Source organism: Streptomyces sp. NPDC006259 (assembly GCF_042870975.1).
Lineage (GTDB): Bacteria > Actinomycetota > Actinomycetes > Streptomycetales > Streptomycetaceae > Streptomyces.
Genome location: NZ_JBIAHY010000001.1, coordinates 821,596 through 836,986 on the forward strand (window position 1 = coordinate 821,596; position 15,391 = coordinate 836,986).

The following is a 15,391-nucleotide window of genomic DNA, read 5'->3' on the forward strand; positions in this document are numbered from 1 at the left end:
GCAGGAGAACACCATGAAGCTGGGCAACACCGTTCGTCGCGCCTCCGCCGCCCTCGCCGTCGGCGCCATGTCGCTCGGACTGGTCACCGTCACCGGCGGCGCCGCGCAGGCCGCCGCCTCGTGCACCGGTGACGTGTCGATCTACGGCACGCTGTCGGACGGCAAGCTGACGTACTCGCAGATCGCCCCGAACACCGGCGACCGGGTCAAGACGCTGATCGGGCCGGCCCTCGGCTTCACGCCCAAGGCGATGGCGACGCTCAACTTCAACACGGTGCTGGTCACCTCGACGGCCGGTGACCTCTACCGCGTGGACGTGCAGACGAACAACACCACGCTCACCCTGGCCGGGGTCGAGAAGATCTGGGACGGCGGCTGGACGTTCGACAAGATGGTCTACGACGGCGCCGGCCACCTCTACGGCACCGTCGAGGGCCAGCTCCACCGGTACCTGGTCTCCCAGGACAAGCCCCAGGGTTCGGCGCACATCGGCCAGCACGTCGTCATCGACACCGGCTTCGTACTGAAGACCCTGGCCGCGGCCGGCGACGACCGCATCATCGCCTCCACGGCGGGCGGCCAGTTCTACAGCTACAAGATCGACGGGGTCGGCGACTGGACCCGCGCCACCCTCAAGAACGACGGCTGGTCCGCGGTCGACTCGCTCACCTCCCCCGGCGGCGGTCTCTACTACGGCCGCACCAACGGCGGCATGTACTGGTACCACGACGTCGACCCGACCGACGGCGACGGCTCCGACATCGCCTACCACACCAGCGACCCCGTGGACGCCTCCGGCTGGACCCAGAGCCTGCTGTCGGCCTACGCCGGCAACTGCGCCTACGTGCCGCCGGCGCCCACCGCCACCACCGGCGAGAAGATCGCCAAGGTGGCCAACGCCCAGGTCGGCAAGGACTTCAACGACTTCGACTTCCACTACCCGAACGCCTGGTGCGCCGAGTTCGTCCGCTACGTGTGGGCCAACGTGGGCGGCATCAAGACCTCCGGCGTGACCGCGGCGTCCGGCAGCCTCTACACGTACGGCCAGAACAACGGCACCCTGCACAGCAGCGGCCCCAAGGTCGGCGACGCCGTGGTCTACGGCTACAGCGGCGGCGGTGTCGCCAACCACGTCAACCTGGTCGTCGCGGTCGACGGCGACTACGTCACCACGGTGGGCGGCAACGAGAGCGACGCGGTGCGCAAGACCACGTACAACTGGAAGACGAACAACAACCCCCTGAACGCGGGCGACGTCTCGGGCTTCATCACCCCCGTCGGCTGACCCCCCACCGCCAGACCCTCCGAGGGCCCCACCGACACGGTGGGGCCCTCTCCCGTTTCCGGGGTGGCCGGGTGGCCGACATGGCCGACGTGGCCGACGTGGCCGACGTGGCCGACGTGGCCGACGTGGCCGACGTGGCCGACGTGGCCGACGTGGCCCGAAGCAGTGGCCTCGGTAGAGCGGCCTGCTCCCGGCGCCCGTTCCCGCCCGCACCCGTCGCCTGTCCCTGGCCGCCTGCACGTGCGGCCGGATAGCGCCGGGGCCGCCTCGGTACGACTCACTCGTAAGACCTCACACGTACAGCACTGCCCGCACGGCACCGTCCGTACGGCACCGCCCGCACGGGCGCCCGCCGCCCCCGACGCCGTACCGGCGGACGCACGGCGCGGTCGCCCGGCCCACCGCGCCGTCGACGACCAGCCCTGCCGGCCGCTGGACCGTCCGGTCTGCTCGCGTTCGCCGAGGTCGGGACGGGCCAAGTCCTCCCCTGTGGGGGAGCTGGGCCGCGGCGACCGCGGCCGGGCGACCGCCCTCCACCCGTGCGACCACGGCCCGGAGTGTGGGCGGGCATGCCGAAGGGCGGCGCCCCCTCGGACCGAGGGGGCGCCGCCCTTGACGCTGCCGTTCAGGTGGCGGTGGTCAGTACCAGTTGTTGGCCCGCCAGAAGTCCCACGCACCACAGGGGGAACCGTAGCGGCCGTCGATGTAGCTCAGACCCCACTTGATCTGGGTGAGGGGGTTCTCCTTCCAGTCGTCGCCCGCGACGTCCATCTTGGAGGCGGGCAGCGACTGCGGGATGCCGTAGGCACCGGAGGACGGGTTGGTGGCGTTCCAGCGCCAGTTGCTCTCGTGGTCCCAGAGCTGCTCGAGGCACGACCACTGGGCGGAGGTGGCCCAGGCGGCGTCCTTGTTGTTCATCATCTGCCGGCCGGCCGCCTTCACCTCGGTGATGTTGTCGCGGTCGACCGTGTCCGTGGCGGTGGTGCAGGTGTACGTGCCCGGCTGGGCGGACAGCAGCTTCTGTGTCCAGCCACTGGTGTTGACCGGGTCGTCCAGGTGGTAGGAGATGTCGGAGCCGGAGCCGTCGGTGGGGTTGGCGTCCTTGTACCAGTACATGGCACCGGTCGCGAGCCGGCCGTAGTAGAGGCCGCCACCGGGCGAGACCAGCTGGTTGAAGCCCGACCAGCCGGACGTCTTCAGGGTGTTGCCCTTCCAGGAGCCGGCGCCGGCGACCGTGTAGTCGAGCAGGCGCCCGTCGTCGGTGGTGGCGCTGAGCCGGTCGTCACCGGTGGCGGTGAGCGTCTTCAGGACGAACCCGGTGTCGATCTCGGTGCGCACGCCGATGTGCTGGGAGCCGGCGGGCTTGTCCTCGGTCACGTTGTAGCGGAGCAGCAGACCGGCGGCGGTGGTGCCGTAGAGGTGGCCGTGACCGTCGTAGGTGAGCTTGTCGTGGGTCCAGCCGCTGTCGGCGATCTTCACCGGTGCGTTGAGCAGGGCGAGGGTGGTGTTGTTGGTTCTGATGTCCACGCGGTACAGGGCGCCGGCCGTCGACGTCATCAGCACGGTGTTGAAGTTCAGGGTCGCCATGGCCTTCGGCTCGAAGCCGAGGTCGGGGCCGACCAGCACCTTGGCCAGGTTTCCGGTGGCCGGGTTGATGCTGCTGAAGGTCAGCCGGCCGTCGTCGAGCACGCCGTAGATGTTGACCCCGCCCGCGCAGGTGGTGGCCGCTTCGGCGGTGGGTGCGGTGACCGTGAGGAGTCCGGTGCTCAGGACTCCGGCGGTCACCAGGCCCGCGACCCTACGGCCGGTCATGCGGATGTTCTTCACTTTTCGGTCCCCCCTGGGGCAAGTGTGATCGGTCGATCAGGCATCGGGTGGCGGGCGGTCTACTGCCGGCCGGCGTCGGATGGCGGGCGGTCTACTGCCAGCCGGCGTCGGCCGGGGTGACCTGCCACCCGGCGTCGGCCGGGGTGACCTGCCAGCCGGCGTCGGCGACGACGACAGCGGAGGAAGGGGCGGCGGCTTGGAACCCGAACGCGATGGCCGGAGCGGTGACGGACGCGGCGGTGACGAGGGAGGCGACCGCGGCGGCCCTGGCGATCCGAGTGCGAAGCATGACTGATCCCGTTCCTGAGTCGGTTGTGGTGACCGGTCCGGAGCGGCGTCCCGCGGAGACGCTCGCCCTGACCGGTGATCCATAGCTTCGCCGCAGCTCACGGCCGTGAGAAGGGTTCACGGATGGACGGAAGGGGCCTTGGACTCATGCGTCCACGCCGGCCGTTCCGGTCCACCCCGGCCGTTTCAGTCCACCGGTTGCGGCACGAACGTCATCGGCAGCAGCGGCACCCCGGCACCGGTCAGCCGCGCCGACGCCAACTGCGGTAGCTCGTCCAGCAGTCGGGAGCAGACCATGACGGCCCGCTCCTCCGCCTCGGCGAGCGCACCGGCCACGAGGTAGAAGCCGAGCGTGAGGGTGGACGGGGAGCGGGGATGCACGGCGACGTGCTCCACGCCGTCCCCGGGAATGATCGCCGACCGCACCAAGGCCCTTACGTCGGGCGGAAGTTGGCTCCCGCCGGGCAGTTCGAGATGCGTGTGCACAAGGTACATGCGCTCCAGGGTCGCAAGCGGGAACCCCCTCGGAGCGCCGGTGGACTGGACTGTTGCGGCCTGGGCCGGTTCAGGCCTTCCGTCTCCCCCGGTGACGACCTTTCGACTCTCTGCGAGGATCTCGTTCGAACCAGGGGAATTCCGTGCAGCAAATGGGGGCCACATGCTGACCGCACTCGGACTCGACTCCGTCGCCGAGACGGTGTATCGCGCCATGCTCAGAGAGCCGGCGGCCGGAGTCACGGCACTCGGCGCCGAGGTGGGACTGTCCGAGGACGAGGTCCGCGACGCCCTCGACACGCTGAGCGAACTGGCTCTGGTACGCCCCGCCGCCGGGGACGCGGGCCGGCTCCGCGCGGTCTCCCCCGACATCGGCATGGAGATCCTGATGGCCCGCCAGCAGGCCCAGCTGGCCGCCCACCAGCAGCGCTTGGAGGCTTCGCGGGCGGCCGCGGCCCAGCTGATATCCGAGTACGCCGAACTCCGTCCGGACACCAGTCACCCGGGTGTGGAACAGTTGGTCGGACTCGATCAGATCCGCGACCGGCTGGCCGTCCTCACCCGTGAGGTGACGGAGGAGTTCCTGGCCTTCGCGCCGGGCGGGCCGCAGACCGCCGAGAACATGGCCGCGTCCAGGCCGCTCAACGAGGATCTGCTCGGTCGCGGGGTGCGCATGCGGACCATCTACCTCGACAGTGTCCGCACCAACCGGCCCACCGTCGAACACGCCACCTGGCTGGCCGGCCTGGGCGGCCTGGTCCGCACGGTCCCGTCACTGCCGACCCGCATGATCCTCATGGACCGGCGGATCGCCATGATCCCCGTCAGCAGCGACGACACCGCCGCGGGAGCGGTCCTCCTCACCGGGCAGGGCACGCTCACCGCCCTGTACGCACTGTTCGAGACCACCTGGGAGTCCGCCCGGCCGCTCGGCGAGGTCGCGCCCACCGACCCCCACGGTCTCACCGGCCAGCAGGCGACGGCCCTGCGCCTGCTGGCCGAGGGCCACACCGACGAGACGATCGCCAAACGCCTCGGGGTCTCCCACCGCACGGCCCGCCGGATCGCCTCCGAACTGATGGACCGCCTCAACGCCCGCAGCCGCTTCGAGGCCGGGGTCCGCGCCGTCCAGCAGGGCTGGCTCCCGACCTGCCCCTGACCCTGGCTCTGCCTCTGCCTCTGCCCGAAAAGGGATCCAAGCGGTGGCGCCCGGACCCGCTTCCGTTCCGCCGCCGGCCCATCACTGCGATCACGGCGTGCGACACCGGGCCGTCGGCTGCCGGTATCGAGGCCCTCGCGCAACGACCGCCTCGCGAGGCCGTCCCCTCCGCCGCTCGTCTCCGCCCGCGTCACGGGCGTCGCCGGCCGCGAGGCGACCACCTTCGACACCATCGGCGGTGTGGAGGTCGCGATCCTCGTGATCGACGGCGCGACGGGGCGACGGGGCGACGGACCATCCGCCGCGACTGCGCCGCCCGGCCGGAAGGGCCGCGGGAGCGGGTGGTCGCGGTGTGTGTCGAGGCGGCGTTCGCGCTGCTTCCCGCGACGGCACCGGAGAGGTGACCGCACTCGCCCCTCGGCGCCCGCGCGGAGGCGCCGGAGGCTCGGCTCCTCCCTGCGTCCCCGCCGGTCGACCGGTCGCTACGGAAGGGTCAGGCGTTCCAGGCACCCTGCCGGGCAGCGGCCTCGGCGTAGTCGGAGAAGTCCCGTGGCGCGCGGCCCAGCGCACGCTGAACGCCGTCACTGAGTGTCGCGAGGCCGCCGTCACGGACGTACTCGTACAGGCCGACGGACAGCCGCACCCACTCCTCGGGCACGCCCTGTGCGCGCTGCTCGTCCGCGTACGCCTCCGGGGTCAGCGGCACGTAGCGGATGTCCTGGCCGGTGGCCCCCGCGATCTCGGCGACCGCGTCCCGGAAGGTCATCAGCCTCGGGCCGCTCAGCTCGTAGTGCCACCCGGCGTGGCCGTCCTCGGTGAGGGCGGCGACCGCCACCTCGGCGATGTCCTCCGCGTCGACGAACGCCTCTTCGCCCTCTCCGGCCGGCAGCCGTACCTCTCCGCTCAGTACGGGGTCGCGCAGGAAGTCCTCGCTGAAGTTCTGGGAGAACCACCGCGGTCGCAGCACGGTCCAGTCCAGGCCCGCGTGTTCGAGCGCCCGTTCCGCGGCGAGGACATGCTCGTGAGCCGCCCCGCCCTCCGGCACGGACAGCAGCACCGCCCGCCGTGCCCCGGCCGCCGCGGCCTGCCGGGCGAACGCGCCGACGGTGTCGGCGGCCCGCGGGCCGCCGAGGTCGGGAATCACCAGGTACATCCCCGTCACATCCCGCAGCGCGGGCCCCCACGTGGTCCGGTCCGTCCAGTCGAAGGACTGCGCACCGGAACGGGAGGCCGCGCGGACCACCACGCCCCGCTCCCGCAGCAGCCGCGCCACCCGGCGGCCCGTCTTTCCCGTGGCACCCGTCACCAGGACGATCTCGTCGCTCATGCACCCCACTGAACCAGCCGCCGGCCGCCTCACCCATGCCGCACCGGCTCACGTACATACGCGTTCGTCTACGCTGACCGGCATGGATCCCTCGGGACTGCCCGGCATCGATCCACTGGCCGATCTCCTGAACGGGGTACGGGCCGGCGGCGCGATCTTCGACCAGTGCTCCGTGACGGGGTCCTGGGCGGCACGGTTCGAGGACGGCTCACCGCTGGCCCTGGCGGTCCTCGTGCACGGCTCCGTCTGGATCACCCCCGAGGGCGGCGTTCCCGTCCCGCTCGGCGCCGGCGATGTCGCGGTGCTCTCCGGGGGCGCGCCGTACGTGATCGCGGACGCACCGGGCACGGAACCGGACGTGGTGATCCGGTCCGGGGGCCGCTGCACGTCCCCCCAGGGCGAAGAACTGCTTCCCGCGCGGATCCCGGACGCGGGCGCGTGGAGCGCAGCGGAGCCGGAGCGCACCCTTGTGATCAACGGCCTGTACACCGTCGACAGCGGCACGTCCGCCCGGCTGCTCGCGGCCCTGCCACCGCTTGCCGTGGTCGAAGCGTCCGTGGGGGCCTGTCCGGTCGGCCCGTCGACCTTCGAGGAGATCACCCGCGAGGGACCCGGGCAGCAGATCCTGCTGGACCGGACGATGGACCTGGTACTGATCACCGCCCTGCGCGCCTGGTTCACCCGCCCCGGCGCCCGGATCCCCGGCTGGTACCGCGCCCTGAGCGACCCCGTGGTCGCCCCGGCGCTGCGCCTGTTGCACGCCGACCCGGCCCACCCGTGGACCCTGCCCGCCCTCGCCGCGAGGACCGGCGCGTCACGAGCGCACCTCGCCCGGCGCTTCAACGCCCTGGTCGGGCAACCGCCCATGACCTACCTGCGGCAACGCCGCCTGGCGCTCGCCGCCGACCTGCTGCGCGACCCCGACACGACACTCGCCGTGGTGGCCGACCGCGTCGGGTTCGCCAACCCCTTCGCCCTCAGCAACGCGTTCAAGAAGGAACACGGCCTCAGTCCGAGCGCGTACCGCCGACGCGAGGCCGGAACCTGACGGCACTCGGACTCATCTCGCTCCGCGCGGGACGCTGATCGCCGGCGGTCGGCGGTCGGCGGTCGGCGGTCGGCGGTCGGCGGTCGGCGGAGCCGGAACGCACCGACGTCCCCTGAGCGCCGCCGGACTCCGCACCCGCGAGCGTCGCATTCGGTCCGTTCCCGCGCGGTCGGCGCCCCGCGCCCCGCGCCCGGGGAAATGAACGTGTCCGCAGGTCGGAAACGCGCACAGTGGGGCGGGAGGGTCAGGGTATGAGCACGATCTTCCCCTGGACGCGTCCGCTTTCGCTCAGTTCGTGGGCTTGGGCCGCCTCCGTCAGCGGCAGGGTCCGCTCGACGAACGGTCGTACCCCGGAGCGGTCCAGCAGGTCGGCGAAGCCGGCCAGATCCGCCGGGTTCGGCTGGAGGAAGTACTCCACGAAGCGGACCCCGGCCGCCTGGGCCTGTTGCCGGACGGACGTACGGTCGACCCCGACGCCCACGACGTCGACGAGAATGCCGCCGCGGTCGAGCGTACGCAGCGATCTCGGGCCGTAGTCGTTGCTGATCGTGTCGATCACCACGTCCACCTCGCGAAGGCGTGTGAAGTCGTCGGTCGTGTAGTCGATCAGCTCGTCGACGCCCAGCTCCCGCAGAAAGGCATGCTTGGCGCTCCGGGCCGTACCGATCACGTAGGCGCCGCGCGCCTTGGCGATCTGGACGGCGAGGTGTCCCACGCCGCCCGCCGCCGCGTGTATGAGAACCCGTTGCCCGCGGCGCACCTGGGCGATGTTGACCAGCGTCTGGTAGGCGGTCAGGCCCGCGATGCCGAGCGCCCCTGCGTGGACGTGGTCGAGGGTCGTGGGTTTGGCCGCGAGGGACGTCTCGGGGACGAGCACGTAGTCCGCGTGGCTGCCGTGCGGCGGAGTCACCCATCCGAACACTTCGTCACCGGGTTGGAAGGCCCGTACCGCCTCACCGACCTCGTGCACCACTCCGCTGAACTCATGGCCCAGGACCAGCGGGGGGTCACCGAAGAAGTCCACGTGCCCTGAACGGACCTTGCAGTCCGCCGGGTTGACGCCCGTGGCGTACACGCGCACGAGAACCTCACCGGCCGCGGGAACGGGCCGCTCGGCCTCCGCGACCTGCAACACCTCGGGACCGCCGATCGAAAACTGCGTGATCACTCGCATAGGAACTTCCTCTGACAATCAGAACTGATGGGACATTTGGAACGATTCCTCGCGGAGCCGGGATGCGACACCCGTCGCCGGGGCGTCATCAGCCGTACGGCAGGATCGTGCGCGTCGCACAAGGACCAGCGCGGCCCACGGGACCTCGGGCCCGAGCGATCACCGGAGGCAGGGCGGAACACGATGGAACGCACGGAAATGGAGGCGTTCCTGACGCTCTCCGAGGAACTCCACTTCGGCCGCACGGCTGAGCGCCTGCATGTCACCACCGGACTGATCAGCAAGACCATCAAGAAGATCGAACGCCGCGTCGGCGCTCCGCTCTTCGAACGGTCCAGCCGCCACGTCGCGCTGACACCCCTCGGACGTGCGCTCAGGGACGATCTGCTGCCGCTGTACGAGGGCATCAAGCTCGCGATGGACCGCGCTCAACTGGCGGGGCGAGGCGTCAGCGGTTCCCTCACCGTGGGGTTCATGGGCACCCAGGCCGGTCGCATACTCCACGCCGCCCGGGAGGTCTTCGAGCGGCGGCACCCGGACTGCCGGGTGCGTATCGTCGAAACCCGCCTCGAGCAGCATGTGACGCAGTTGCGCGACGGCGTGGCGGACGTGCTCCTGACGGTGCTGCCCGTCGACGAGCCCGGCCTGACGGTCGGTGCGGTGGTCACCCGCGGGGCCAGGTACATGTGCCTGAGCGCCGGGCACCGTCTCGCGGAGCGGGACGTGGCCACGTTCGAGGACCTCGCGGGCGAGACCTTCGTATCCGTGGCCGCCTCCGTTCCCGACTACTGGAACGACTTCCACACGCCCCGGCAGACGCCGAGCGGACAGCTGATCGGCAGGCACGCCGAACCGTGCGCCACGTATGCCGAGGCGCTCGCGCTGGCTGCCGCCGGACGAGCCATCGTCCCCGGTGACGGCCAGTTGCTGCTGCTGTACCCGCGGCCGGACATCCGGTTCGTCCGGATCGCCGACATGCCGCCCTTGGAGCACGGGCTCGTGTGGCGCACACGCGACGCCTGCGACCAGCGCATCCGGGCCTTCTCGGCCACGGTCCTGGAGATCACGCCCGCTCTGGCGGTGCGGGGCACCCAGGTGGGCCTGTGAACCGACGGGCCGCTCCCCGGTCCTGGGCGGAAGGACGACGACGGTCATGGCACCTTTCGGGGTGTACGCGTTCACTGGGGACACGCCCGCCGAGCGACGGGGTGCGGTGGTGGCGAGCCCTGTCGGTGCGGGACGTCGGGCCGGTCCGGAGAAGCCGGGCCCCCTGTTCCTTCCGGGTGGCTCACGGCACCGACGATGCCGTGTGGACACGTCGCGAACAACAGCCGTTCCGTCAACCACCGTTGAAGACGGCTCAACGGGACGCCGCCAGGCCTTCCAGGGCCTCCCCCGACATGGCCCGGGAGGGTGCCACCGGGACCGGGAGGAGCCGTCGGACACTGACGACCGTGCGTCCGGGTTCGATTCGACACGTCGGAGGTCCGGCCACCGTCCGCTCCGGCACCATGCCGGGCGGCTCGCGGGCGCCAGGTCCGCAGGGCGCGGACGCGTAGGCGACCATCCCGAAAGGGACGACCTCCCGCCTCACCTGGAAGTTCGAACGCTGAAAGGAGCCCCCCGGGAAGTCCCTGGCGCGCCCCCCTCTTCTGACGCGCTCACTGCAAGGCCCCGGATCCGAGAATCAGACCGCCCAGGGGTGCGGGAGTCGATATACAATCGATCATGTATATTGATATACGCCGCAATGTGCATGAGGAGGCCATCTTGAGCCGCACCGTGATCGACCTCGACGACGAGGCCCTGGAAGAAGCCGCCAAGGAACTCGGCACCACCACCAAGCGCGACACCATCAACACCGCCCTGCGTGAGGTCACCGCCCGCTACCGGCGCCTGCGCGCACTCGAAGACGCCCGGCAACTGGTGACCGACGGAGCCCTGGACATCGACATTCTCCTGAACAAGAACCAGTACCGGCCGTGACCGTCGCCGACTACCTCATCGACACCTCCGCCCTCGCCCGCGTCGTGCTCCGCCAGACCACAACCGAGTGGGACGACAGGATCGGCGCCGGCCTCGTCGCGATCTGCGACATCACGGAACTCGAGGTCCTCTACTCCGCCCGCTCAACCGCGGACCGCGCGCGGCTGAAGACTGCACTCGACGCCCACTACGTGTGGTGCCCCATGCCGGAGGGCATCTACCGCCGCTCCCGCATCGTCCAGGAACAACTGACCACCAAAGGGGAACACCGCAGTGCGGGCCCCGTCGATCTCCTGGTGGCCGCCGCCGCGGAAGAGGCAGGCCTCACCCTCCTCCACTTCGACCGCGACTTCGAAACCATTGCTCGCACCACGGGGCAGCCGGTCCGCATGATCGATCTCAGGCAGTAGAGTCCGCGCGGCCGCACGGACGGGCGTCAAGCCTCTCGCCGACCGCCCACCCGAGGCGGCATCACGGCGATTCCCCCACTGCCGGACGGCCCTCCTCCCGCGCCCTCGCACCCGCCCCGCGCACTGAACCGCCTCGCCTACACCCAGCCCGGGGCATGGCACGCGCGGGTGAACTGCCGTCCCCACCCGCCGTGTCTCGTCGATCACTTGTCGGTGGTCGCGCCACCGAGCGCAACGCCGGGGCCTCACGTCAGGAGTACCGGCAGGCCACGGTCCCGGTTCAGCTGTCGACCGCTGTTGGGCACTGGTAGGACCGGTCGCGCTCGCCGCCATTCGCTGTCGATCGAGCACTGCGGATGCCGGCTGTGTCTGTCCGTCGGCCGACCGGAAGTCGAGTGTGCCGGCCTGCGCCAATCAGAGCTCCTGGCCAGGGGAACAGGTGCCTGGTGGGGCAGGCACGGGCGCCCCTTGCGCCTCACGCGGTGTCAGGATTCCGTGCTCACCGGCGCTTACGTTGTCAGCCCTCGCGCATCGGGAGTGGTTGGTTGTCGTTTCTCGGTTGCCGGGGTCTCAGTCGTCCAGGACGACGACGTGCTTGCCCGGCGTGGTGCCGGACTCGACGTCGGCCTGGGCGTCACGGACCTGTTCCAGGCCGTGGTGGACCTTCGCGACCGGGACGTTGAGGCGTCCTGCGGCGATGGCCCGGAGCTGGTGGGCGAAGACGTCGGCCGGGAGGTCGGCTGCCTGACCGCCGTAGGACGTCAGCCGCACCCCGCCCGGGATCATGAACGGGCTGAATTCGGGGATCGTCCACTGGCCCGCCAGGGCTCCGGTGAAGCAGACCGTGCCGTGGCGGCGAACGGTGCGCAGGGTGTCGGCGAGAACCGAGCAGCCCACCAGCTCCAGTACGGCGTCGACACCCTCCGGCATCAGCTCGCGCACCTGGTCGGCGATCGTGCCGCTGTCGACGAGGGGATGGTCGACGCCCGCGGCCCGCAGGTCCCCGGCCCTCTCCGGGCTGCGGGTGGTGGACAGCACGGTGGCTCCGAGGTCCTTCGCGATCGTGGCCGCGCTCAGCCCGACCGTGGAGGTGCCGCCGCGGATCAGCAGCGTCTCCCCGGGCTTGAGGTCCAGGCCGGTGGTCAGCGATCCGTAGGCGGTCTGGAACATCTCCGGCAGCGCACCGACGACCTCCCACGGCAGGTCGGTCTCGAAGGGGATGACCTGCCCGGCTGGGACGCTCACGTACTGGGCGTACGCGCCGTCGTAGGAGCGGCCCATGCCGCCCATCATCGTGGCCACCTGCTGTCCCGGCCGCAGCCCGCTGTCCTCATCGGCCTCATCGACCACGCCGACGCCCTCGATGCCGGGCACACGCGGGTAGCTGACCTCCGCATCCGACTCGCCCTTGCGGGTGGTGACCTCGGACTCGTTGACGCCGAACGCCTTCACCCTGATCCGCACCCAGCCGGGCTCGCGTGCGGGCACCGGCACATCCTGGATCTCCAGTGCGTCGAGGCCGCCGGGCCGAGTGACGACGACGGCCCGCATCGTGGCTGGTGCCGCCTCGCCGACTGCTGTCGGTTGGCTCATGTCGGGCTCCTTACTCTGTTCGCCCCCGTGGTGCGCTGTTGGGTATCGCCCGATGCCCGTCAGGGGCGGTCGATGCCCTCCCACAGCTCGAGGGCCCGCTGATAGTGGGTGGTGGCCTCGAAGGGAGGGTTGCCGACGCTTTCCGAGGTGGGCCGGTCCGTGACGGCGGGCCACAGCCGGGGCTGCTCGCCGGTGGCGAAGTCGAGCACGATGTCGCGGATACGCTTGTCACGCTCGGCCTGTTCCGCGCTGCGGCCCGGCCGCTCCTGCCCGACCAGCGCGTACATCTCGGTGCCGTGCACGGCGGGCGCGCCCTCGGCGGGCCCGATCAGAAGGAGATGGGCGTTGCCGCCCGCCGCCGCGTGCGCCAGGGCGCCGCGGGCCGCGGGGAGCCCGAAGAGGTAGTCCGACAGGAGTGCGGCGCGGACCTCGGCAGGGGTGCGGCCGCCCTGGTCGTAGGCGTCGACGATCCTCTTGGCGCGGGAGCGGGGGATGCGCCACCCGGCGACCTCGTCGACGATGCGGTCGACAGTGTGCGGGGCGAACCGGTCGAGGTCGTTCGCCACCCACCAGCCCATGTCGTCACTGGCCATGCTCAGCAGCACGTCGACATCACGGTGTGCGCCCGAGGCGAGTTCGTCCATGGGGTGGGCGTGCAGCACCGCGCCGGGCTGTCCGGCGTCCAGGACGACGCCGAGGCTCTTGCTGTCCATCCCGCCACGGACTCCGAGGTCCGTCGGGGTGACCTTGTGCAGGGCGGCCACCAGGGAGGTCGTATCAAGGTCGAGCAGCTTCTCCGGGTTGTCCGCGACGCCTAGCTCGGTGACGAACCGGTGGGCGAGTTCCTCGGCCCACCAGGCCGGCTGGAGACGCGAGGGCCCGGCGGAGAAGCCGGCCAATCGCCGGTACAGGCCGCCTGCGGAGGAGGCGCCGAGCAGCCCGAAGGTGGAGTAGGCGCCGGCGCTGTGGCCGTAGACGGTGACGTTGTCGGGGTCGCCACCGAAGTGGGCGATGTTCCGCTTGATCCAGGTCAGTGCGGCGATGACATCCCGTAGGCAGAGGTTACTGGCCTCGGAGAGCCGCCCGCCGTACTGCGACAGCGAGAGCGCACCCAGCGCGCCGAGCCGGTAGTTGACCGACACGCCCACCACGCGCCCCGACGCGGCGAGGCCGGAGGCGTTCGAGGTGATCTGCGTGTTCGCGCCGTACTCGAATCCGCCGCCGTGGATGTACACGGCTACCGGAAGCGCCGTCCCGGCCGGCTGTTCGGGAGCCCACACGTTCAGGTTCAGACAGTCCTCGCCCATCCCGCTGTCCGCCTCCAGCCAGTCGCCGCTGTCGGGCTGGACAGCGACGACGCCCTTGCGGTCATAGGGTCGGTCCGGATCGAAATCCGCGACCACGGGGCGGCGGTACCGCTCGGCGGTGGCATACGGGATTCCCCACCAGGACCGCACCCCGGGTGCAGTCGGAGCCTTGGGAGCGGTGTCGGTCATGGCGTGTCCTTCCAGCGCGATTCGGGTGTCCGCGCGCCTGCTCCGGCGGCTGGTTGCTCGCGGTGACGTCTCCCATCGTTTCCCGGGATCCGACAAAACGCCTGGCGGGTGGCGGTCACCCGGTGGTCATCAGGTGACACTTGAGCAACAAGATCTCGGTGCAGGCCATGAGCTTCTCCTACATGGCCGCCGGCCGGATCGTCGGCGAACGGGGCCGGCCTGACCTTCAAGAGGTCGGTCTCTTCTTCTTGATCCGGCGTCTTCGCGCGAACAGCGCCCGCTGCGGTGAGAGCTGTACTCCCTGCCACCGAGACCCGTAGGAGTGCGGTGTTGCGGCTGCTGGGGCGGTCGAGGGAGATGCGCGGGAGGAGGAGGCGCTCCTGGCCCGGAAGCTGTCACCGGTCGTCAGGGCGGCCTGGCTCAGGGAGCTGCTGAACAGAACCGGACCTCGGCGGTGAGATCGGGGCACAGCGGCCCGTCGTTCGTCACGAGCCTCGCCCGCCTCGCGATCGCGGTCGGCCGACGTCCTCCTGTCCGAATCCCGCGGTCTCCAGACCCTGGCAGAGACGGCCGCCGCGCTCGGCCGGCGAGCCCGCGTCGCGACACCCGAGGAGGCGGCCCGCGCCGGTGACCGGGTCGTGGTGAGTACCCCGCCGGCTCCCTACCGGGAGCTTTCCCGCCGCCGCACTGTCGGGCAGGGTCGTGCTCGACATCGGAGCGTCCGTGACGCGCCGTGCGACGAACCCGAGGACGGCTGCGTCGGCCTCGTCGAGCCACGCCACGTCGTCGGCGATCAGCGGCAGCACGCGCTCGGCGGCCCTGGGCAGCGGACCACGTCCCGCCTGAGCGCCAACCGTCGCCGCCCCGGGAGGAACGGGATGAGCAGGAAGACCGGCGGCTGTCTGTGCGGGAGCCGCCCGGCCCGGCCGCTCCCGCCCCGCCTGTCGGTCCTCTCCGGGCCGTTTCCAGTACGGGCTGTTGTCGCGTCCCGACTCGGACCGCACGCCATTCGGACCGCGTCCGTGCCCCGCCGACCCGGCAGGCCCGCCCACTCGAAGGTCCCTGAGCGGCACTTCCGGATCCTCGTGTCCAGCCAGTGTCCGGAATCCGACATCCAGACGCTCGCACAGCCCACCCACGACGCCGTCCTCCGGCCATGGGCCGATACGTCCGCGCAGGTCAGAGGGACCTCAACTCACGCTGATGACAACGGAGTCGAACTCACGAGCAGCGGATTCAGCCCCGTGGACCAACACCCTGAATCCGCACCCCAGATGAGACGATCCGCAGTTCAGAGACGTGC

Annotated in this window: 13 protein-coding genes; 6 read left to right on the top strand and 7 right to left on the bottom strand. The window is 71.0% G+C overall.

Annotated features, from left to right (window positions below):
- Nucleotides 1–13: 13 nt before the first annotated feature.
- Nucleotides 14–1,285 carry a CHAP domain-containing protein gene (locus tag ACFYO5_RS03465; RefSeq protein ID WP_388703684.1) on the top strand — a complete coding sequence of 424 codons (1,272 nt, stop codon included), beginning with the start codon at nucleotides 14–16 and terminating at the stop codon, nucleotides 1,283–1,285.
- A gap of 639 nt (nucleotides 1,286–1,924) precedes the next feature.
- Here the strand turns inward: ACFYO5_RS03465 and ACFYO5_RS03470 are convergent.
- From ACFYO5_RS03470 to ACFYO5_RS03480, 3 genes are all read right to left on the bottom strand, one after another.
- Nucleotides 1,925–3,097 (bottom strand): tachylectin-related carbohydrate-binding protein, encoded by a 1,173-nt coding sequence (locus tag ACFYO5_RS03470; protein ID WP_356559623.1) that lies wholly within the window; start codon nucleotides 3,095–3,097, stop codon nucleotides 1,925–1,927.
- Nucleotides 3,098–3,203: 106 nt separating this feature from the next.
- Nucleotides 3,204–3,401, bottom strand: coding sequence for a hypothetical protein (locus ACFYO5_RS03475; RefSeq protein ID WP_388703687.1), 198 nt, complete (start codon nucleotides 3,399–3,401; stop codon nucleotides 3,204–3,206).
- 185 nt (nucleotides 3,402–3,586) lie between these two features.
- Nucleotides 3,587–3,895, bottom strand: coding sequence for a hypothetical protein (locus ACFYO5_RS03480; protein ID WP_388703690.1), 309 nt, complete (start codon nucleotides 3,893–3,895; stop codon nucleotides 3,587–3,589).
- A 163-nt stretch (nucleotides 3,896–4,058) separates the two neighbouring features.
- Here ACFYO5_RS03480 and ACFYO5_RS03485 point away from each other — a divergent pair, with 163 nt between their 5' ends.
- A complete protein-coding gene (locus ACFYO5_RS03485; RefSeq protein ID WP_388703692.1) occupies nucleotides 4,059–5,054 on the top strand; it encodes a helix-turn-helix domain-containing protein in 996 nt (331 codons plus the stop codon).
- A gap of 493 nt (nucleotides 5,055–5,547) precedes the next feature.
- On the opposite strand, the gene ACFYO5_RS03490 is transcribed toward ACFYO5_RS03485, so the two are convergent.
- Nucleotides 5,548–6,381, bottom strand: a complete 834-nt coding sequence (locus ACFYO5_RS03490; protein ID WP_388703694.1) for an NAD(P)H-binding protein — start codon at nucleotides 6,379–6,381, stop codon at nucleotides 5,548–5,550.
- 82 nt (nucleotides 6,382–6,463) lie between these two features.
- Here ACFYO5_RS03490 and ACFYO5_RS03495 point away from each other — a divergent pair, with 82 nt between their 5' ends.
- On the top strand, nucleotides 6,464–7,429 hold the full coding sequence (locus ACFYO5_RS03495) for an AraC family transcriptional regulator (protein WP_388703695.1): 966 nt from the start codon (nucleotides 6,464–6,466) through the stop codon (nucleotides 7,427–7,429).
- Nucleotides 7,430–7,673: 244 nt separating this feature from the next.
- Here ACFYO5_RS03495 and ACFYO5_RS03500 read toward each other — a convergent pair whose 3' ends face one another.
- Nucleotides 7,674–8,603, bottom strand: a complete 930-nt coding sequence (locus ACFYO5_RS03500; RefSeq protein WP_388703697.1) for an NADP-dependent oxidoreductase — start codon at nucleotides 8,601–8,603, stop codon at nucleotides 7,674–7,676.
- 183 nt (nucleotides 8,604–8,786) lie between these two features.
- Between ACFYO5_RS03500 and ACFYO5_RS03505 the strand changes: the two genes are divergently transcribed.
- The 3 genes from ACFYO5_RS03505 to ACFYO5_RS03515 all read left to right on the top strand — a co-directional run bounded on the left by ACFYO5_RS03505 (nucleotide 8,787) and on the right by ACFYO5_RS03515 (nucleotide 10,999).
- Complete coding sequence (locus tag ACFYO5_RS03505) at nucleotides 8,787–9,710, top strand: LysR family transcriptional regulator (RefSeq protein ID WP_388703699.1); 924 nt, start codon at nucleotides 8,787–8,789, stop codon at nucleotides 9,708–9,710.
- Nucleotides 9,711–10,373: 663 nt separating this feature from the next.
- Entirely contained in the window at nucleotides 10,374–10,589 is a 216-nt protein-coding gene (locus ACFYO5_RS03510; protein WP_031047790.1) for a type II toxin-antitoxin system VapB family antitoxin, read from the top strand.
- Nucleotides 10,586–10,999, top strand: coding sequence for a PIN domain nuclease (locus ACFYO5_RS03515; protein WP_388703703.1), 414 nt, complete (start codon nucleotides 10,586–10,588; stop codon nucleotides 10,997–10,999). The genes ACFYO5_RS03510 and ACFYO5_RS03515 overlap by 4 nt, the downstream gene beginning before the upstream one ends.
- 570 nt (nucleotides 11,000–11,569) lie before the next feature.
- Here the strand turns inward: ACFYO5_RS03515 and ACFYO5_RS03520 are convergent.
- Nucleotides 11,570–12,592: an alcohol dehydrogenase catalytic domain-containing protein gene (locus ACFYO5_RS03520; RefSeq protein WP_388703706.1), complete on the bottom strand. Its 1,023-nt coding sequence runs from the start codon at nucleotides 12,590–12,592 to the stop codon at nucleotides 11,570–11,572.
- Between the two features lie 59 nt (nucleotides 12,593–12,651).
- Nucleotides 12,652–14,088, bottom strand: a complete 1,437-nt coding sequence (locus ACFYO5_RS03525) for a carboxylesterase family protein (protein ID WP_388703709.1) — start codon at nucleotides 14,086–14,088, stop codon at nucleotides 12,652–12,654.
- Nucleotides 14,089–15,391: the final 1,303 nt, after the last annotated feature.